15 protein-coding genes and 3 rRNA genes are annotated in these 20,575 nt (G+C 33.8%); 14 read left to right on the top strand and 4 right to left on the bottom strand.

Annotated features, from left to right (window positions below; all coding sequences use genetic code 11):
• Positions 1–20 precede the first annotated feature (20 nt).
• From MKD34_RS01945 to MKD34_RS01980, 8 genes are all read left to right on the top strand, one after another.
• Positions 21–2,501 carry a heavy metal translocating P-type ATPase gene (locus MKD34_RS01945; RefSeq protein WP_240219495.1) on the top strand — a complete coding sequence of 827 codons (2,481 nt, stop codon included), beginning with the start codon at positions 21–23 and terminating at the stop codon, positions 2,499–2,501.
• Between the two features lie 14 nt (positions 2,502–2,515).
• Positions 2,516–2,803: a metal-sensitive transcriptional regulator gene (locus MKD34_RS01950; protein ID WP_023051677.1), complete on the top strand. Its 288-nt coding sequence runs from the start codon at positions 2,516–2,518 to the stop codon at positions 2,801–2,803.
• A 75-nt stretch (positions 2,804–2,878) separates the two neighbouring features.
• Complete coding sequence (locus MKD34_RS01955) at positions 2,879–3,844, top strand: BMP family lipoprotein (protein WP_023051676.1); 966 nt, start codon at positions 2,879–2,881, stop codon at positions 3,842–3,844.
• 65 nt (positions 3,845–3,909) lie between these two features.
• Entirely contained in the window at positions 3,910–5,091 is a 1,182-nt protein-coding gene (locus MKD34_RS01960) for a phosphopentomutase (protein WP_240219496.1), read from the top strand.
• A 21-nt stretch (positions 5,092–5,112) separates the two neighbouring features.
• Complete coding sequence (gene deoD, locus MKD34_RS01965; protein WP_240219497.1) at positions 5,113–5,817, top strand: purine-nucleoside phosphorylase; 705 nt, start codon at positions 5,113–5,115, stop codon at positions 5,815–5,817.
• Positions 5,818–5,821: 4 nt separating this feature from the next.
• Positions 5,822–6,226, top strand: a complete 405-nt coding sequence (gene cdd, locus MKD34_RS01970; protein ID WP_240219498.1) for a cytidine deaminase — start codon at positions 5,822–5,824, stop codon at positions 6,224–6,226.
• Positions 6,227–6,357: 131 nt separating this feature from the next.
• Positions 6,358–7,068 carry a GntR family transcriptional regulator gene (locus tag MKD34_RS01975; RefSeq protein ID WP_240219499.1) on the top strand — a complete coding sequence of 237 codons (711 nt, stop codon included), beginning with the start codon at positions 6,358–6,360 and terminating at the stop codon, positions 7,066–7,068.
• 165 nt (positions 7,069–7,233) lie between these two features.
• Positions 7,234–8,664, top strand: coding sequence for an aspartate ammonia-lyase (locus tag MKD34_RS01980; protein ID WP_240219500.1), 1,431 nt, complete (start codon positions 7,234–7,236; stop codon positions 8,662–8,664).
• 31 nt (positions 8,665–8,695) lie between these two features.
• Here MKD34_RS01980 and bioD read toward each other — a convergent pair whose 3' ends face one another.
• The 4 genes from bioD to corA are packed head-to-tail and all read right to left on the bottom strand — an operon-like array spanning position 8,696 to position 12,287.
• A complete protein-coding gene (bioD, locus tag MKD34_RS01985; protein WP_240219501.1) occupies positions 8,696–9,367 on the bottom strand; it encodes a dethiobiotin synthase in 672 nt (223 codons plus the stop codon).
• Complete coding sequence (bioB, locus tag MKD34_RS01990; RefSeq protein ID WP_240219502.1) at positions 9,357–10,346, bottom strand: biotin synthase BioB; 990 nt, start codon at positions 10,344–10,346, stop codon at positions 9,357–9,359. Before bioB ends, bioD begins: the two co-directional genes overlap by 11 nt.
• Positions 10,347–10,365: 19 nt before the next feature.
• Positions 10,366–11,190, bottom strand: coding sequence for a mechanosensitive ion channel family protein (locus tag MKD34_RS01995; RefSeq protein ID WP_240219503.1), 825 nt, complete (start codon positions 11,188–11,190; stop codon positions 10,366–10,368).
• A gap of 47 nt (positions 11,191–11,237) precedes the next feature.
• Positions 11,238–12,287: a magnesium/cobalt transporter CorA gene (gene corA, locus MKD34_RS02000; protein WP_240219504.1), complete on the bottom strand. Its 1,050-nt coding sequence runs from the start codon at positions 12,285–12,287 to the stop codon at positions 11,238–11,240.
• 181 nt (positions 12,288–12,468) lie between these two features.
• Between corA and MKD34_RS02005 the strand changes: the two genes are divergently transcribed.
• The 6 genes from MKD34_RS02005 to MKD34_RS02030 all read left to right on the top strand — a co-directional run bounded on the left by MKD34_RS02005 (position 12,469) and on the right by MKD34_RS02030 (position 20,571).
• A complete protein-coding gene (locus tag MKD34_RS02005; RefSeq protein ID WP_240219505.1) occupies positions 12,469–13,323 on the top strand; it encodes a hypothetical protein in 855 nt (284 codons plus the stop codon).
• Between the two features lie 195 nt (positions 13,324–13,518).
• Positions 13,519–15,031 (top strand): 16S ribosomal RNA (locus MKD34_RS02010).
• A 176-nt stretch (positions 15,032–15,207) separates the two neighbouring features.
• Positions 15,208–18,124 (top strand): 23S ribosomal RNA (locus tag MKD34_RS02015).
• 49 nt (positions 18,125–18,173) lie between these two features.
• A 5S ribosomal RNA gene (gene rrf / locus MKD34_RS02020) occupies positions 18,174–18,290 on the top strand.
• The 16S, 23S and 5S rRNA genes sit together here, the layout of an rRNA operon.
• A 34-nt stretch (positions 18,291–18,324) precedes the next feature.
• The gene (locus MKD34_RS02025; protein WP_240219506.1) at positions 18,325–19,215 is read left to right on the top strand and encodes a YegS/Rv2252/BmrU family lipid kinase; all 891 of its coding nucleotides are present in this window, start codon (positions 18,325–18,327) and stop codon (positions 19,213–19,215) included.
• Between the two features lie 69 nt (positions 19,216–19,284).
• Positions 19,285–20,571 (top strand): UDP-N-acetylmuramoyl-tripeptide--D-alanyl-D-alanine ligase, encoded by a 1,287-nt coding sequence (locus tag MKD34_RS02030; protein ID WP_240219507.1) that lies wholly within the window; start codon positions 19,285–19,287, stop codon positions 20,569–20,571.
• The last annotated feature ends 4 nt before the right edge of the window (positions 20,572–20,575 follow it).

Below are 20,575 nucleotides of genomic sequence, written 5' to 3' on the forward strand. Positions count from 1 at the left end.
TAAAACAGGAGGTGTTTAAAGTGGAAAAAAGATATAGAGTTGGAAATGTAACTTGTCAAAGTTGTGTAGCTTTAATTGAAAAAATATTAAAATCAACAAATGGTATTGAAGAAGCTAGAGTAAATTTAGCTACTGAGGAGTTAGTTGTAAAGTTTGATGAAAAAGTTATAAAAGAAGGTGAAGTAAAAAATAAAATAGTACCTTTAGGTTACAGCTTAGATGAGATTAAAGATTTAAAAACAGTTACATTTATTATAAAAGGTTTACATTGTCAAAGTTGTGTAGGAACAGTTGAAAAAATTGTTTCAGGGATGAAAGGTGTAGAATCAGTAGCTGTTAATTTAGCCACAGAAAAAGCAACAGTTTCATATGATTCAACTATAGTAAAATTATCAGAAATTTTTCATATGATAGGTAAGTTTGGATATACTGGAGAAAGAATAACAGAAGAAGTCGTTGATAGAAGGGCTGAAGAGAAAAAAATAGAATTAAAAAAAGAGTTTAATGAATTTTTAGTAGCAATAATATTCGGAGCAATAATTTTTTATATATCTATGGGAAGCATGATTGGATTACCAGTTCCAAATGTAATTCATTATGATGTAAATCCATTACTTTTTGCAATGGTTCAATTAATACTCTCTATACCTGTTGTTTATGTTGGAAGAGATTTTTATATATCAGGATTTAAAAAGCTAAAATCGAAAGCTCCTAGTATGGATTCTTTAATAGCTTTGGGAACAGGAGCAGCTTTTGCATATAGCCTTTATGGAACGTTTAAAATATATGAAGGTGATATTCAGTTTGTTCATAACCTTTATTATGAATCTGGTGTAGTAATAATAGCTTTGATTTCTTTAGGTAAATATTTGGAAAATGTAAGCAAAGGAAAGACATCAGAAGCTATAAAAAAATTAATGGGTTTACAAAGCAAAAGAGCAAACCTTTTTAGAGACGGTAAAGTAGTAACTGTAGATATTGAAGAGGTTGAGGTTGGAGACGTTCTTTTAATTAAACCAGGAGAATCTATACCTACAGATGGAGTTGTTGTAGATGGAATTTCTAGTGTTGATGAAGCTATGCTAACTGGTGAAAGTATTCCTGTAAAAAAAATAGATGGAAGTAAAGTTTATGGTGCAACAATAAATGGAACAGGAAGCTTAAAAGTAAAAGTGACTGAAACAGGTGAGAATACAACTCTTTCAAGAATAATAAGACTTGTTGAAAATGCTCAAGGGTCAAAAGCTCCAATAGCAAGAATGGCTGATATAATATCAAGCTATTTCGTACCAATAGTTATAGGGATAGCAATAGTATCAAGTTTAATTTGGTATGTTGTAGGAAGTTTAGGATTAGTAGCTTTAAATGCTACACCAAGTGTGTTTGCATTAACTATATTAATATCTGTTTTAGTAATAGCTTGTCCTTGTTCATTAGGTTTGGCAACTCCAACAGCTATAATGGTTGGAACGGGTAGAGGTGCTGAATTAGGAATTTTAATAAAATCAGGAGAGGCTTTAGAAAAAACATGTAAAGTTGATACTGTTGTATTTGATAAAACAGGAACAATAACAGTGGGTAAACCTACTGTAACTAATATAGTATCTAATAGATTAGAAGAAAATGTACTTTTAAAAGTTGTAGGAAGTTTAGAACAAAACTCAGAACATCCATTAGCAGATGCTGTTATAAGAGAAGTTAATTTAAGAAAATTAGATATGTTTAGTGTAAGAAGTTTTAATTCTATAACAGGAGAGGGAGTAACAGGAACTTTAGAAGATACCCCTGTTGGAGACGTAGAAGTAATTGTAGGAAATAAAAAAATAATGGATAGATATTCTATAAATATAGATGAGCATATAAAAGAGGGTGAAGAACTTTTCGACCAAGGAAAAACTGTGATATATATAGCTGCTAAAGATACATATTTAGGGATGATTGCCATAGCGGATAAAGTAAGGGAAAGTTCAAAAGCTGTAATTGAAGAGTTAAAAAATATTGGAATTGATGTTATAATGTTAACTGGTGATAACGAAAGAACAGCTAAAGCTATAGCTAAAGAAGTAGGTGTTACAAGAGTAATAGCCGAGGTTTCACCTGAACAAAAATACTCGCAGATAAAAAAACTTCAAATTGCAGGTAAAAAAGTTGCAATGGTAGGAGATGGAATAAACGACTCTCCAGCATTAACTCAAGCAGATATTGGAATAGCTGTAGGAGGTGGAGCTGATATAGCTTTAGAGAGTGCGGATATAGTTTTAATGAGTAAGAATATAAAGGATGTACCAAAAGCTATAGAGTTAAGTAGAGCAACAATGAAAAATATAAAACAAAATCTATTTTGGGCATTTATTTATAATGGATTAGGAATACCTGTGGCAGCTGGAATATTATATCCGTTTACAGGGCATCTATTAAATCCTATGATAGCAGGAGCGGCGATGGCTATGAGTTCAGTTTCTGTTGTATCAAATGCTTTAAGATTGAAATGGTTTAAATAGTAACAGGAGGATTTATGGAAGATAATTGTTCAAATAAAATCTGTGGTGATAAAAAGAAATTAATCGCTAGAGCTAATAGAGTAGAGGGACAGATTAGAGGAATAAAAAGAATGATTGAAGAGGATGCTTATTGTGATGATGTTTTAAATCAAATATCTTCAGCAAAAGCAGCATTAGATGGAATAGCAAAAGTAATCTTAGAAAATCATTTGAGAAAGTGTGTTGTATCAGGGATAAAAAATAATGAAGAGAACAAAGTAATCGACGAATTAATATACACATTAGGAAAAATGATGAAATAATAGTAAATTTTTCTTTGATTTAGGTAAATAATATGTTAAAATTCTACTAGTATAAAGTTATTTAGGAGGGTATTAATGAGAAAAATAGTTACTTTTGTAATGTCAATGATGTTAGCAATTGGATTATTTGCAGCGAAACCAACTAAAGTAGGAATAGTTCTTTCTACTGGAGGATTAGGGGATAAGTCATTTAATGATGCTGCTTACAGAGGTTTAGAGCAAGCGCAAAAAGATTTAGGAATTGAATTTAAATATGTAGAACCAGCATCGCCAGCTGAAGATGAGGAATTCTTAAGAGAGTATGCTGAAGCAGGATATGATTTAATAATTGCTACAGGATTCCAAATGACAGAGTCAGCAAGAACAGTAGCAGCTGATTATCCAGATGCTAAATTTTTAATGATTGATGATGTAATAGATTTACCAAACGTAAAATCTATGGTATTTAAAGAGGAAGAGGGATCTTTCTTAGTTGGAGTTATAGCTGGATTAATGACTAAAAATAATGCAGTAGGATTTGTTGGAGGAATGGAAAATCCTTTAATTAAGAAATTTGAAGTAGGATTTAAACAAGGTGCAGAGTATGTTAACCCAAAAGTTAAATTCTTCTCTGTGTATACAACAGGACCAAATCCATTTAATGACCCAGTAAGAGGTAAAGAGAATGCAATTTCTGAAATTAACCAAGGTGCAGATGTAATATATCATGCAGCTGGTGGAACAGGAATGGGAGTTATTGCAGCAGCAAAAGAGAAGGGTGTATTTGCTATAGGTGTTGACTCAAACCAAGATGCAGTTGAACCAGGAACAGTTTTAACATCTATGTTAAAAAATGTTGATGTTGGAGTTTTTGATACAGTTAAAGCTTTAACTAAAGGTGAATTCGTACCAGGGTTAGCTGTTTACGGAGCAAAAGAAAATGGAGTTGGGGTAACTAACTTTGAATTTACAAAAGAGATTATAGGTGCAGATAAACTAGCTAAATTTGAAGAAATCAAAGCTAAATTAATGGCTGGAGAAATCAAAGTAAGCGATAAATAATAAATGAGGGGCTGGTCATTTTTGATCAGCCTTTTGTTACCTTATAGAAAAGGAGATGTGTAGTTATGGAAAAAATAGAAAGAGTTACTTTAATAGTACTAGATAGTGCAGGAATAGGAGCTTTGCCAGATGCAAAAGAGTTTGGAGATGAAGGAACAAATACATTGGGAAATATAGCTCTTGCAACAGGTGGATTAAACCTAAAAAATATGGAGCAGCTAGGATTAGGTAATATTACAGAAATTTTAGGTGTAGATGAAGTTGAGAATGCAACAGGTGCATATGGAAAAGCAGCTGAACTTTCAAAGGGAAAAGACACGACGACAGGACACTGGGAAATTGCTGGAATTGTTCAAGAAAAAGCATTTCCAACTTATGCCAATGGTTTTCCAAAAGAAACAATAGAGGCGTTTGAAAAAGCAACAGGAAGAAAAGTACTTTGTAACTTACCATATTCTGGAACAGATGTTTTAGATGTATATGGAGAAGAACAGTTAGTGACAGGTGCTTGGATTGTCTACACATCAGCTGATCCAGTGTTTCAAATAGCTGCTAATGAAGAGATAATATCTTTAGATGAACTTTATTCAGCTTGTAAAAAAGCTTTGGAAATTTGTAGTGACTTATCTCCTGTAGCAAGAGTTATTGCAAGACCTTATACTGGTAAGAGAGCTGGAGAATTTGTAAGAACATCTAATAGACATGATTATTCAGTTGAGCCACCAATTGAGAGTATGTTAGATAGAGTTAAAAATTCTGGTTTAGATGTTATTGGAATTGGAAAAACTAGCGATATATTTGCTGGAGTAGGAATAACTGAAAGTAGAGGAACTAATAAAGATAATTTAGATGGAATTTTAAAAACTATTGAAGAATTAAAAAAAGATACAAAAGGAATTATATTTACAAATTTAGTTGATTTTGATATGAAATATGGACATAGAAGAGATCCAAAAGGTTATAAGTTAGCTTTAGAAGAGTTTGACAATTATCTTCCAGAAATTATGGAAAATTTAAAAGAGGATGAACTTCTTATATTGACAGCAGATCATGGATGTGATCCAACTTATAAAGGGAGTGACCATACAAGAGAATATATTCCACTATTAGTATATGGAAAGAATTTAAAAGGAAATGTTGATTTAGGAATTCAAAATGGATTCTCAACAATAGCAGCAACTATAGAAGATCTTTTATTAGGAAAAACTAATTTAAAAGGAAGTTTTGCTGATAAAATTATAAAATAAAAAGAAAACTAGGAGGGTAAAATGAGCGTACATATAGGAGCAAAAAAAGGAGAAATAGCAGAAACAGTATTATTACCAGGAGATCCATTAAGAGCTAAATGGATAGCAGAAACTTTTTTAGAAGATGTAGTTTGTTATAATGAAGTTAGAGGAATGTATGGATATACAGGAACTTATAAAGGGAAAAGAGTTTCTGTACAGGGAACAGGAATGGGAGTTCCATCAATTTCGATATATGTTAATGAATTAATTAGAGAGTATGGAGTAAAAAATTTAATTAGAGTTGGAACGGCAGGATCTTATAGAGAAGATGTTAAAATAAGAGATGTAATATTAGCTATGTCATCATCAACAACATCAGGAATGAATAGATTGAGATTTGGTGGAGCAGATTATGCACCAACAGCAGATTTTGGATTGTTTATGAAAGCAGCTGAAGCAGCAAAGGCAAAAGGAATAGATGTTAAGGGTGGAAATGTTTTAACTGCAGATGAATTCTATGGAGATAATTTTGAATCGTATAAAAAATGGGCAGAGTTTGGTGTGCTTTGTGTTGAGATGGAAACAGCAGCGCTATACACAATAGCAGCAAAATATAATGCAAAAGCTTTAACGATATTAACAATTTCAGATTCTTTAGTTACTGGTGAAGAAACAACATCTCAAGAAAGACAAACAACTTTAACTGATATGATTGAAATAGCATTAGAAAGTGTAGCGGAGTAATAATATGAAAAAAGAATTGGATGAAAAGTTAATTTTAGAATATGTAGATAAGGCTATTATAGCTAGAGAGAATGCTTATGCTCCTTATTCAAAATTTAAAGTTGGAGCAGTATTAGTAGCTGAAAATGGAAATGAAACTTCAGGTGCTAATATTGAAAATGGATCATATGGACTTTCTAACTGTGCTGAAAGAAGTGCAATTTTTGCAGCGGCAAGTAAAGGTATGAGAAAAATAAAATTAATAGCTGTGGTTGCGGATACGACAGGACCAGTAAGTCCTTGTGGAGCGTGTAGACAAGTTATAAAAGAATTTGCAGATGATGACACAATAATCATCTTAGGAAACCTAAAAAGAGATTATAAACTAATGACAATGGAAGAATTATTACCATATGGATTTGAACTTTAGTTGAAAATAGAGGTGTATATCACCTCTATTTTTTTTGTTGAAATATTGAGTTTGACAAACTAACTAGTATATTTTATTATAAAGATATATTATTTGAAAATTAAATGTGAAAAAATAAACGAGGAGGAAAAATGTCAAGAGAAAATAGCAACTCAGCTTACGCATATAAAATATTAAAAAGAAATATATTTGAATTAAATTTAAAACCTGGAAGTGAATTAAGTGAAAAAGTAATAGGTGAAAAATTAGGGATGAGCAGGACTCCTATTAGAGAAGCTTTGATATTATTAAAGCACGATCAACTGATTGAAAGTATTCCACAAAAAGGAACGTTTGTAACGAAAATTAGTGCTCAAAAGGTTTTAGAAGCAAAAGTGTTGAGAGTTGCTTTAGAAACAGCAGCTTTTGAAAGAGTTATTGAAGCTTTAGATGAAGAGTTTATAGAGGATTTAAGAACGAACATAAAAATGCAAAGGGTTTATTGTGAGGGTAATCGTAATTATTTAGAGTTTCATAAAATGGATAATGACTTTCATAAGATGATTTTTGAAAAAGCTGGAATTCCTGGATTGTGGGAATTAGCTTTAAATGGAACGGGTCATTATCAAAGAGTAAGAGTCCTAAATGCTAAAAATAAAACAAGTGATATATCAGTTGTTAAAGAGCATGAGGAAATTTTAGAAGCATTGGAAAAAAAAGATATAGATAAATTAAGAGGAATGTTAGAACATCATCTGGGAAGAACTCTTTTAAAATTAAAAAAATTAGAGGCCGAAAATCCAGAGTATTTTGAAGTAAAAGAAGAAGCGACTAAAGATGATACTTTTATCTTATTAAAATAAAAATTCCATAAAAAACACTTGACTTTTATAAAAAAAACAGTATACTTTAAAACATAAAAGCACAAATGAACGGATAAAGAACGAAATGTTTATTTTCAAAAAAGAGTAAAATGAAAATAAAGTTTTATAGTTTCGGTGTTTTAATGTTCTGGGGAAAATAAAGGGATGGTGAAAGATTTGGAAAAGTTTAGATTAGAAAGTGATTCTATTGGAACAATACAAGTGCCAGCAGAGGCTTATTATGGAGTTCAATCATTAAGAGGGAAAAATAATTTTTATATTACGGGGTATAAATTAGGAAATGATTTTATTAAAGCTTTAGCATATGTAAAGAAAGCCTCAGCAATAGCTAATTTTGAAGCAGGAATGTTAGATGAGGATGTTGTAAATGCCATAGTTAAAGCTTCAGAAGAGATAATAGATGGAAAATTTATGGACCAGTTCATAACTGATGTTATTCAAGGTGGAGCCGGAACATCAATGAATATGAATATGAATGAAGTAATTGCTAATAGAGCAGGAGAATTACTTGGAGGAGAACTTGGAAAATATGATAAAGTTCATCCAAATGATCATGTGAATTATGGACAATCTACAAATGATGTAATACCAACAGCAGGAAAATTAGCTTTACAAATGATGTCAGAAGAGTTATTAAAAACTTTAGAGAGATTAAATTTAACTTTATTAGATAAAAGTATAGAGTTTGATAATGTTATAAAAATGGGAAGAACACACCTTCAAGATGCTGTACCAATTAGATTAGGACAAGAATTTAAAGCGTATGCTCAACCGATAGCTAGAGATATAAAGAGAATTAAGATAGCTTTGGAAGATTTAAAAACAGTTAATATGGGTGCAACTGCAGTAGGAACAGGAATTAATGCTGATACAAAATATGTTGAGGATGTTGTTAGAATTTTGTCTGAGGTAACTAATGTTGATTTTGTTCAAGCAGATGACTTAGTTGATGGAACAAGAAATTTAGATAGCTTTGTATGGTTATCTTCAGCATTAAAAGTAGCAGCTGTAAATTTATCAAAAATGGCAAATGATTTAAGATTAATGGCATCAGGACCAAAAACAGGATTAGCAGAGATTAACTTACCTCAACAACAGCCTGGATCTTCAATAATGCCTGGAAAAGTAAATCCAGTGATTCCTGAAGTAATGAACCAAGTATGTTTCCAAATATTCGGGAATGATCAAACAGTAACAAAAGCAGCAGAAGCAGGTCAATTAGAGCTGAATGTATTTGAACCAGTATTGTTCTTTAATTTATTCCAATCGATAGAAATTTTAAAGAATGGAGTTAATACTCTAATAGATAATTGTTTAGTTGGAATTACTGCAAATAAAGAGAGATGTCAGCAACTTGTTGATATGAGTGTTGGAACAATAACGGCTTTAAATCCACATATTGGATATAAAAATGCAGCAGATATAGCAAAGACATCTATAAAAACAGGTGTTTCAGTAGTAGATTTAATTTTGGAAAGAAAATTATTAACAAAAGAGGAATTAGATATAATTTTAAATCCTTTTGAAATGACAAAACCAGGAATTCCAGGAAAAAGTTTATTAAAAAATAGATAATATAAAAAAGAGGTCAAATTTTTGACCTCTTTTATTTTTCTAAAAATGAAATGAGATTTTGTTCAGGAATTATAGTATCGCCATTATGGATAATAAGATAGTTTCTAATTTGACTAGTTTCCAAAACAACTTTAATATTGTCATCTTCATAAAATTCTTTTGTATAATTATTAAAAATAATACCTTGAATAGGTATTTGTTTTTCTTTTAAAAAGCTAAGAGTTAACATTGTGTGGTTTATAGCTCCAACTTTTGTAGAACAAACGAGTATTATTGATAGATTTAAATCTTTTATAAAATCAAACATGAAATATTTATTCCGTATTATTGGAACGTATATACCACCAGCAGCTTCTATAAAAGTTGTTGAATACTTAGATTTTAAAATATCCCATTGATTAAATATAGAGTTCATAGAAATAGGAATATTTTCTAATTCAGAAGCTAAATGAGGAGAAACAGGAGTTTTGAAAAGGTAAGTAGTCATTTCAGGTTTTAAAGTTGTTCCAGCAAAATCGCATAAAAATTTTGGGTCTAATGGAACTAATTTTTCATTTTCAAAATAGCATCCTGTTTGAAGAGGTTTATAATAACCGATATTATAGTTTTTTAAAGATTTAAAAATAAGGGAAGACACATACGTCTTCCCTATATCAGTGTCTGTCCCTATAATAAAGTATCCTGTTTTTAGTTTATTTATCAAGGGTAAATCCCTCCTTAATAACCATCTCTTTATCAGAGGTTATAGTGCTTCCTGTTGTTGTAAGAAAATTTCCAGTTAAAGCTGAATTGATTCCACCTTTAATTCCTTGAATTTCTAAATCGCCAAGTTGAAGTCTTCCACCAGCATATCTTAAAGAAGAATCTGGATTTATGAAACGATAAACTGCGATTGTTTTAATAATTTCCATAGGATCTAAAGGAGCGTAATCGGCCATGGGTGTTCCAGCAATAGGTGTTAAAAAATTTAAAGGTATAGATTTAATATTTAAATTTTTTAGTTCAAAAGCCATATTTAATCTATCAATTCTACTTTCCCCTAAACCAAAAATTCCACCACTACAAACTTCCAATCCTACTTCTTGTGCTATTAAAATTGTATCAACTCTATCTTGATATGTGTGAGTTGTACAGATTTTATCATAAAAGTCTCTAGAAGTTTCTAAGTTATGATGATATGTTTTTACTCCTGATTCTTTTAAAGATTTTGCAGATTCTTTAGTAAGTAACCCATGTGAAGCACATAGGTGAATATTGCTATTTTTTTTCATGTGTTTATAAAGAGTTGAAACTTCTAAGGTATCTTTTTCTGTAAGTAATCCTCGACCACTAGTAACTAATGCAAAACGATTAGCTCCCTCTTTTTCAACATTTAAAGCTAATTTTAAAGCTTCCTCTTTATTAGTTAGAGGATAAATAGGAGAGGCTGTTTTGAAGTGAGCAGATTGAGCACAATATTTGCAATCCTCTGGGCACTTTCCTGATTTTGCATTCATTATAGTACATAGATTAAATTTGTTTCCGCAAAAGAACTTTCTAATTTCATTTGCACAATCTGATAGAAAAAGAATATCGTCTTTATTACTATCTATATCTAAATTTATAAGCTTTGTAGCCTCGTCAAAAGTAATACTATTTCCGTTAAGTATACTTTCTTTTAAAGTTAAAATAAAATCTTTCAAAAATATTCACCTCATTTAATTATTTTTGATAAACATCAAGTTTATTATATGGAATTTCAATTCCTTCTTGGTCAAATCTCTTTTTAACAAGTTCTTGTAAATCAAAGAAAATAGTCCAATAATCTTCTTTTTTAGCCCAAACTCTCATAGTAAAATCTAAAGAACTTGAGTTATGCTTGCTAAGTCTAACAAAAATATCTTTATCTTGAAGAATTAAAGGATGATTTTTAGCTATATCAGTTAAAAGTTCTTTAACTTGGTCAATAGATGTGTCATATGAAACAGAGAAAACACAGTCTACTCTTCTTTCAGCATTAGCTCCAGCATTTACAATAACTTCTCCAGAAAGTTTACCATTAGGAACAACAACAAATTTGTTGTCTACAGTGTGTAAAACAGTATAAAGGAAAGTGATTCTTTGAACAGTTCCCTCAACACTACAAGAAATTATATAATCACCTTTAGTAAAATATCTAGAAGCAAGAATTTGCATACCACCAGCAAGGTCAGATAAACTTCCTTTTAGGGCAAGTCCAATACCGATACCGATAGATCCAAGAAGTGCTAATATAGATGTCATTTCAATACCAAGTATTTGAATAACATTTAAAGCATAAAAGATAATTATTAAAATATTTAAAAATGACTGTAAAAAGTGTATTAAAAGCTCATCAAGTTTTTTAAGTGATAAAAACTTATTAAAAGCTTTCATGATAAACCCTTGAACAGGTCTGTAAGTTACCCAAAGGATAGCTAAAAAGATTAGTTTTTTAATGAAAATAGGTGCTGATTTTGCAAGAGCAGCAGTAAATTCGTTAATAAAAGTTGATAATGTTTGTTCCATTTGTAAAAAACCTCCCATAGATAAAAATTATAGATTAAGATAAACTGTTACCACCATTTTTTCTTTTTGAAGAAATATGCAGTTCCTAAAAGAATTGAGATCATTAAAGTTAAAATAAAAAAGTATCCATATTTCCAAGTAAGCTCAGGCATATATTGGAAGTTCATACCGTAAAGTCCAGCTAAAAAACTCAAAGGAATAAAAATACTAGAAATCATGGTTAAAACTTTCATAATTTCATTCATACCTGTACTGATGGTAGAGTGATAAAGTTGTAAAAGTTCATTTCCTCTATTAAAAAGAGCGTCATTAGATTCGTTAGCGATTATTATATGATCTTGTAAATCACGTAAATAAATATCGATATCTTCACCTAGATACTCTTGAATATCTGAATCTTTAAATTTTGAAGAGACCTCTTTTAAAGGTGCGAGTGCTCTTCTGAATTTTAAGAGTTCTTTTTTTAGTTCTAAAATTTCATTAAAATCATCTTTGTTTGGTTCAGTAGTAACTTTATCTTCTAGATCATCAATTCTTTCTTCTAAATCTTCGATAATAACGAAGTAATTATCTACGATTCTATCAATTAAAGAGTAAGTAAGATATCCTTCTTTTTTAGTTCTAAGACGTCCGTTTCTTTTCTCGATTCGGCATCTAATACTATCAAAAACATCAAAAGGATTTTCTTGAAATGTTATTAAAAGATTAGAGAATAAAATAAAAGATATTTGTTCGTATTCATATTTATGTTTTTTATTAGAGTGAGAAATCATTTTTAGTGTGATAAAAATATAATCTTCTCTAATTTCTAATTTAGGTCTTTGAGAATTGTTTAATAAATCCTCCAAAATTAATGAATCGATGTTAAAAGCTTCTCCAACTTTTTTGATAAGCTCGGTATTATGTATTCCTCCAATATTTAACCAATTAACATGCGAAGGGTGTAACTCAATAAAAAGATTATCTCTAAAAATAAAACTATTTTTTTTAAAAGATTCATGGTTATAAGTGTAATGAGTGATAGGAATCTCAACTGATGATTGACGATCTCCAGTATAAAGAAGAGTTCCAGGTTGTAATCCAACTTTTTTATTCAAAATAGTACCTCCCATTTGATAGTATAGTAATATATTATAATTAGTATATTACTATAAGTAAAAAATAAAAACAATATATAAATATTGTAAAGCGATTAATTATGTATAAATTAAAAAATTGTAAAAAAAATAGCTTATATGTTAAAATAAAACTAGTTATTAAAATGTTAAGGAGCTAAAAATGAATTATTTTTTATTTTTGAATCACCCCAAAGGTAAAGAGGTATATAAAGTTACCGAAGAGAGAGAAGAGATGCTAAAAGAACATTTTTCTAGAGTCGATATTCTAGAAACTGAAGTTGTAATAAGAGGAGTAAAGTATAAAGCGCTTGTTGATTATTCAGCATTTTCTAATTTAGCAAATTTTGATTGTTTTAAATGTCAAGATCCTTGTTGTGCAGATAATCCAACAGTATATGAAAAAATAACAAGAGATTTTGTTTTAGATAATATTGAAAGTTATAATAAAAAAACTAAGAATATAGATATTCTTTTGGAAAGTGGTTATGATGTTGAAGAAATAATAAAAAGTATAAAAGAGGATGAATGTATGGTACCAAATGAGACTGTAGAAGCTGAGATTTCATTATGTACATGCTCTTTTAAACCTAATAATGAATCGACACTGTGTTCTCTTCATTCTATATGTTTAGAAAAAAGTATGGGAGCAAAAGAAATTGTTGAAAAAAAACCTTTGGTTTGTAGCTTGTGGCCGATTGATATAATTTCAGAAGAAGAAGAGAGTTTATTGTATATAACGGTACCTGATGATTTTACTACAGGATTTACGATAGAAGATTATTACGATACTCCATGTATAAATAAAGAATTAACACAAAGTTCAACTTTTAGAAGAAAAAATCCTATAGGTTTTTTAGAAGAGGAATATGTGCCTTTAATATTAGCTTATGGAGAAACTTTAAAATATAGTTTAGGTGAAAAGTTTTATAATGATGTAAAAGAGAAGTTGGTGGAAGAAAATCTAATTTTTGTTGAAGAATTAATTATAAAAGAGAAACAAATTTTAAAAAAATAAAAAAACTTGTTGACGAAGTTTTGAAATTATGATACTATAATTTTTGTCAGCGGGAAACGCCGCCGGCAAGAATTATAGAAAAGGACATTAACAACCGAATAGAGAAAATAGTCAGAAGTTATGAAAATAACAAAATGCCAGAAATGGCAAACCAATAAATGGTGTAAACGTAAGTCTTAGGACTTTAAATATATTTGAATGAAGAGTTTGATCCTGGCTCAGGATGAACGCTGACAGAATGCTTAACACATGCAAGTCGATTCAATTTACCTTCGGGTAATGAGGATGGCGGACGGGTGAGTAACGCGTAAGGAACTTGCCTCTTGGTCTGGGACAACTGTTGGAAACGACAGCTAATACCGGATATTATGAGATTCTCGCATGGGAAACTTATGAAAGCTATATGCGCCAAGAGAGAGCCTTGCGTTCCATTAGCTAGTTGGTGGGGTAACGGCCCACCAAGGCGACGATGGATAGCCGGCCTGAGAGGGTGAACGGCCACAAGGGGACTGAGACACGGCCCTTACTCCTACGGGAGGCAGCAGTGGGGAATATTGGACAATGGGCCACAAGCCTGATCCAGCAATTCTGTGTGCACGATGAAGGTCTTCGGATTGTAAAGTGCTTTCAGTTGGGAAGAAGAAAGTGACGGTACCAACAGAAGAAGCGACGGCTAAATACGTGCCAGCAGCCGCGGTAATACGTATGTCGCAAGCGTTATCCGGATTTATTGGGCGTAAAGCGCGTCTAGGCGGAAAAATAAGTCTGATGTTAAAATGCGGGGCTCAACTCCGTATTGCGTTGGAAACTGTTTTTCTAGAGTACTGGAGAGGTGGGCGGAACTACAAGTGTAGAGGTGAAATTCGTAGATATTTGTAGGAATGCCGATGGAGAAGTCAGCTCACTGGACAGATACTGACGCTAAAGCGCGAAAGCGTGGGGAGCAAACAGGATTAGATACCCTGGTAGTCCACGCCGTAAACGATGATCACTAGGTGTTGGGGGTCGAACCTCAGCGCCCAAGCTAACGCGATAAGTGATCCGCCTGGGGAGTACGCACGCAAGTGTGAAACTCAAAGGAATTGACGGGGACCCGCACAAGCGGTGGAGCATGTGGTTTAATTCGACGCAACGCGAGAAACCTTACCAGCGTTTGACATCCTAAGAAGTTTCCAGAGATGGATTCGTGCCGGCTTGCCGGAACTTAGTGACAGGTGGTGCATGGCTGTCGTCAGCTCGTGTCGTGAGATGTTGGGTTAAGTCCCGCAACGAGCGCAACCCCTATTGTATGTTGCTACCATTAAGTTGAGCACTCATGCGATACTGCCTGCGATGAGCAGGAGGAAGGTGGGGATGACGTCAAGTCATCATGCCCCTTATACGCTGGGCTACACACGTGCTACAATGGGCAGTACAGAGAGTTGCCAACCCGCGAGGGTGAGCTAATCTCTTAAAGCTGTTCTTAGTTCGGATTGTACTCTGCAACTCGAGTACATGAAGTTGGAATCGCTAGTAATCGCAAATCAGCATGTTGCGGTGAATACGTTCTCGGGTCTTGTACACACCGCCCGTCACACCACGAGAGTTGGTTGCACCTGAAGTAGCAGGCCTAACCGTAAGGAGGGATGTTCCTAAGGTGTGATTAGCGATTGGGGTGAAGTCGTAACAAGGTATCCGTACGGGAACGTGCGGATGGATCACCTCCTTTCTAAGGAGACTAACTTTTTCTCTATTCGATTGATAGTGTTCTTTACTATCAAACTTGGACATTGGAAACTATATAGTAGATATTGAGAAAATATTCTAAATTAACTAACAATTCATTTTTAAGTCAATCTTAAATTGAGTAGTTAGTCTGTCTAAATAATATGAATTATATTACAAGGTTAAAATATTAAGGGCACACGAAGGATGCCTAGGAAGTAAGAGCCGATGAAGGACGTGGTAAGCTGCGATAAGCTTGGTGGAGTTGCAATCGAACTGTGATGCCAAGATTTCCGAATGGAGAAATCTGCTAAGATGGAGTCTTAGCACGAAAGAGGGAACCGCGTGAACTGAAACATCTAAGTAACGCGAGGAAAAGAAAGTAAAAACGATCCCCTAAGTAGCGGCGAGCGAACGGGGGTGAGCCCAAACCGTAGATGTGCCAAGGATGCAGCCGTTGCATCTACGGGGTAGCGGGAAGATCGTCTGAAGAACTGCAAGGTATTCGACATTATGATACGCCGAACTGGAAAGGTCTGGAAAGGCCTGCCGTAGAGAGTGAAAGCCTCGTACAGGTAAACCGTATCAAATGTATGATCTCTCCCAAGTAGCACGGAACACGAGGAATTCTGTGTGAATCTGCGAGGACCATATCTCGTAAGGCTAAATACTCTTACTTACCGATAGCGCATAGTACCGTGAGGGAAAGGTGAAAAGAACCCCGGGAGGGGAGTGAAATAGAACCTGAAATCGTGTGCTTACAAGCGGTCAGAGCCCTTTGGGGTGATGGCGTGCCTTTTGGAGAATGATCCTGCGAGTTACGTTCAGTGGCAAGGTTAAGTTTAACGGAGCCGAAGGGAAACCGAGTCTGAATAGGGCGACATAGTCGCTGGGCGTAGACGCGAAACCTGGTGATCTAAGCCTGTCCAGGGTGAAGCTGTGGTAAGACACAGTGGAGGCCCGAACTCACCGCCGTTGAAAAGTTGGGAGATGAGGTAGGTTTAGGGGTGAAAAGCCAATCGAACCAGGAGATAGCTCGTTCTCTCCGAAATGCATTTAGGTGCAGCCTTGAGTGTTCAATTATGGGGGTAGAGCACTGAATGACCTAGGGGGCATACTGCTTACCGAAGTCAATCAAACTCCGAATACCATAATTCTAGAGCTCAGGAGTGAGACTATGGGAATTAACTTCCATGGTCAAAAGGGAAACAACCCAGACCACCAGCTAAGGTCCCTAATTATAACTAAGTGGGAAAGGAGGTGGAGATTCACAAACAACCAGGAGGTTGGCTTAGAAGCAGCCATACCTTTAAAGAGTGCGTAATAGCTCACTGGTCGAGAGTCTCTGCGCCGACAATGTAACGGGGCTAAGTTATAAACCGAAGCTGTGGAGTTGCGTAAGCGACTGGTAGGAGAGCGTTCTGTAGGCCGTTGAAGGAGAATCGACAAGAAACTCTGGAGGTATCAGAAGTGAGAATGCAGGAATAAGTAGCGAGAATGGGGGCGAGAATCCCCCACGCCGGAAGACCAAGGGTTCCAGGGTAAAGTTTGTCTCCCCTGGGTAAGCCGGGTCCTAAGCCGAGGCTAGATTGCGTAGGCGAATGGAAAACAGATTAATATTTCTGTGCCACTGATATCAAGTGATGGAGGGACGCAGGAGGTTATGCACGCTGGCGAACGGAAGTGCCAGTTCAAGCATGTAGCGTGGTCTAGTAGGAAAATCCGCTAGACTAAACGTGAGGTGTGATGAGGAGTCGTAAGATGGAAGGTGCAAATACCACACTGCCGAGAAAAGCTTCTAAGCGTTTTAAAGATATTAGTGCCCGTACCCCAAACCGACACAGGTGGTCAGGATGAGAAATCTAAGGCGGACAGGCTAACTCTCGTTAAGGAACTCTGCAAAATAGCCCCGTAACTTCGGGAGAAGGGGTGCCTTTTATGGTGAGCGTACACGCGACGCAAAGCTATGAGAGGCCGCAGTGAAGAGTCTCAGGCGACTGTTTAACAAAAACACAGGTCTATGCTAAGCTGTAAGGCGACGTATATGGGCTGACACCTGCCCAGTGCCGGAAGGTTAAGAGGAGGAGTGAGAGCTCCGAATTGAAGCCCCGGTGAACGGCGGCCGTAACTATAACGGTCCTAAGGTAGCGAAATTCCTTGTCGGGTAAGTTCCGACCTGCACGAATGGTGTAACGATCTGAGAGCTGTCTTGACGGGAGGCCTGGTGAAATTGTATTACCGGTGAAGATACCGGTTACCTGCAGTAGGACGGAAAGACCCCATGGAGCTTTACTGTAGCTTGGTATTGGGTTTTGGCATCGTATGTATAGGATAGTTGGGAGACTATGATGCGTGGTCGCTAGATTACGCGGAGTCACTGGTGGAATACCAACCATACTATGTCGGAATTCTAATTTGAGGTTTGTACCCTCGAAGACAGTGCTAGGTGGGCAGTTTGACTGGGGCGGTCGCCTCCGAAAGAGTAACGGAGGCGTTCAAAGGTTCTCTCAGGTTGGATGGAAATCAACCGCAGAGTGCAATGGCATAAGAGAGCTTAACTGCGAGACTGACGGGTCGAGCAGGTGCGAAAGCAGGACATAGTGATCCGGCGATTCCGAATGGAAGGGTCGTCGCTCAACGGATAAAAGCTACCCTGGGGATAACAGGCTGATTCTACCCGAGAGTCCATATCGACGGTAGAGTTTGGCACCTCGATGTCGGCTCATCGCATCCTGGGGCTGGAGAAGGTCCCAAGGGTTGGGCTGTTCGCCCATTAAAGCGGTACGTGAGCTGGGTTCAGAACGTCGTGAGACAGTTCGGTCCCTATCCACTGTAGGCGTTAGAGTATTGAGAAGATCTGTCCTTAGTACGAGAGGACCGGGATGGACAAACCTCTGATGTACCAGTTGTCACGCCAGTGGCACAGCTGGGTAGTCACGTTTGGAACAGATAACCGCTGAAAGCATCTAAGCGGGAAACTGACTTCAAGATAAGTACTCTTTAAGATACCTTCGAGACTAGGAGGTTGATAGGTTGGGGGTGTAAGAGTTGTGAGACTTTTAGCTGACCAATACTAATATATCGAAGTTTTAACCTTAATATACTACTATATAGTTTCAAGTGTTCAAGAACACAAATAAATATTGATTGGCAACGATAGCTATGGAGGTACACCCAGTAACATTTCGAACCTGGAAGTTAAGCCCATAAACGCTGAAAGTACTTGGGGGGCAGCCCCCTGGGAGGATAGGAAGTTGCCAATCTTTTTTTTATATTTAAAAACTGGAGGATGATTATATGATAAAACAAAAAAAAGTAAAACTAATATATAATCCTGTTTCAGGTGGTGGTAAAATTTTAAAAGAGCTAGATAAAATTTTTGAAATTTATCAAGAACATGGGTTTATAATTGATATATTTAGAGTTTCTAAAAATTGTAAAAAAGAAGAAATATTAGAAAATATTGAAAGTTATCACCATTTTCTAATATCAGGTGGAGATGGAACAATAAATAGTTTTGTTAATATTTTGAAAAAAAATAATAAAGATATTCCAATAGCAATACTACCAACAGGAACTGCAAATGATTTTGCTAATGTAATAAAAATGCCTAGAAATATTGAAAAAGCTTGTAAAAAAATTTTATCTACAGATATTAAAGAGATAGACTTAGGAAGAATAAATGATCAATATTTTATAAATATAGCTAGTCTTGGAGTTTTTTCTACAATTTCACAGACAACGGATAGAAATATGATAAAAACTATGGGGAAATTAGCCTATGTATTAAATGGAATAAAAGAAATGACGAAAATAAAAAAAATGAAAATTATATTAGAAAGTGATGAGTATAGTGCTATAACTGATATTGTTTCTCTTTTAGTTTTTAATGGGAAAAGTGCTGGAAATTTTGAATTGGCTTATAATGCAAAATTAGATGATGGATTTTTTGATGTTTTATTATTGAAGCCAGATTTTATAACAGATGTTCCAGAAATTAGTGCAGCTTTGGCAACAAAAACTCATCTAGAAAAGAAAATTCATTCTATAAAATATTTTAAAACTAAATTTATGAAAATTGTAGGAGTTGAAAATTACTCAACAGATATAGATGGTGAAACAGGACCTGTATTGCCTATTGAGATTGAATGTATTCATAAAGGATTAAAAGTTTTGGGTATTAGTTAAAAAAAAATTGAAAAGAATACTAAAAAAATGGTAAAATATAGAGCGAATATAAAAAAAGGGGATGTAAAATTGAAAACATTTACTGAAGTTCTATTGAATTATTTTCAAAAGTTAAAAATAAATTTACCTAAAAATATAGATATTAAAAACATTCAAATGGATAGCAAAAAAGTAGAGAATGGATCATTATTTATTGCTATAAATAATGGATATAACTATATAGATGAAGCTCTTAAGAGAGGAGCTGAATTAATTATTTGTGATAAAAAATCTATGGTTGAAAGTGAAAAAATTATTGAAGTTTTAGATAGTATAAAGTTTTTACAGGAGATATCAACATTATACAGGGAAAAACTAAATGTTAAAATTATTGCGGTTACAGGCAGTGAGGGAAAAACAACAACTAAAGATTTGATACATGGAGTTTTATCATCGAAATATAGAACCCAAAAGACTCTAGGAAATTATAATAATCAAATTGGACTTCCATTTACATTATTACAATTGAAAGATGAAGATGAAATTGCTGTTTTAGAGATGGGAATGAGTAATTTGGGAGAGATTGATTTATTGTCTAAGATTGCAAAACCAAATTATGCAGTAATAACTAATATTGGTGATTCCCATTTAGAATTTTTAAAGAATAGAGATAATGTATTTAAAGCAAAAACAGAGGTTTTAAAATATGTTGATAAAAAAAATGTTTTGGTTTATGGAGATGATTTCTATTTACAAAAGTTGGAAGTTATAAAGATTGGGTTTGAAAAGAATAATAATTATATTATAAAAAACTCTAGTGAAATTTATGAAGGTATTAATTTTCTTTTGAATGAGGAAAATTATTTTGTACCATTAAATGGATTATATAATGTAGTGAATGCTTCATTTGCTATCGCATTAGGAAAAATTTTTAAAATGTCTTACAATGAAATACTAAATGCACTAAAAAATATAAAAATAACATCTATGAGATTTGAAAAAATAATAAAAAATGATATTCTTTTTATAAATGATGCATACAATGCAAGTCCAGTATCTATGAAGATGGCTTTAAAAGCATTTTCTTCTATACCATTGGAGAAAAGAAAGATAGTTGTTTTAGGTGATGCTCTTGAACTTGGTGATAAGGAGATAGAATATCATGTAGATGTCTTAAATGAAGCTTTGAAATATAAGTTTGATAAAGTATTTGTTTATGGGGAAAGAATGAAAAAAGCTTTAGAAAAATTGAATAATCCTAAAATTATCCATTTTACAAAAAAAGAAGATATAAGGGATGAACTTAATAAAATTTCAAATATAGCTGTTTTATTAAAAGGTTCAAGAGGAATGAAGTTAGAAGAAATAATTATGTAGTAAA

The sequence above is a fragment of the Cetobacterium somerae genome, from assembly GCF_022430525.1.
GTDB lineage: Bacteria > Fusobacteriota > Fusobacteriia > Fusobacteriales > Fusobacteriaceae > Cetobacterium_A.

Bases quoted from the DNA above. Each gene is read 5' to 3' on its own strand.
- MKD34_RS01960 (WP_240219496.1), top strand. From the start codon at position 3,910: ATGGAAAAAATAGAAAGAGTTACTTTAATAGTACTAGATAGTGCAGGA.
- cdd (WP_240219498.1), top strand. From the start codon at position 5,822: ATGAAAAAAGAATTGGATGAAAAGTTAATTTTAGAATATGTAGATAAG.
- MKD34_RS01995 (WP_240219503.1), bottom strand. From the start codon at position 11,190: ATGGAACAAACATTATCAACTTTTATTAACGAATTTACTGCTGCTCTT.
- MKD34_RS01955 (WP_023051676.1), top strand. From the start codon at position 2,879: ATGAGAAAAATAGTTACTTTTGTAATGTCAATGATGTTAGCAATTGGA.
- MKD34_RS02025 (WP_240219506.1), top strand. From the start codon at position 18,325: ATGATAAAACAAAAAAAAGTAAAACTAATATATAATCCTGTTTCAGGT.
- deoD (WP_240219497.1), top strand. From the start codon at position 5,113: ATGAGCGTACATATAGGAGCAAAAAAAGGAGAAATAGCAGAAACAGTA.
- MKD34_RS02005 (WP_240219505.1), top strand. From the start codon at position 12,469: ATGAATTATTTTTTATTTTTGAATCACCCCAAAGGTAAAGAGGTATAT.
- MKD34_RS01980 (WP_240219500.1), top strand. From the start codon at position 7,234: ATGGTGAAAGATTTGGAAAAGTTTAGATTAGAAAGTGATTCTATTGGA.
- MKD34_RS01975 (WP_240219499.1), top strand. From the start codon at position 6,358: ATGTCAAGAGAAAATAGCAACTCAGCTTACGCATATAAAATATTAAAA.
- MKD34_RS01950 (WP_023051677.1), top strand. From the start codon at position 2,516: ATGGAAGATAATTGTTCAAATAAAATCTGTGGTGATAAAAAGAAATTA.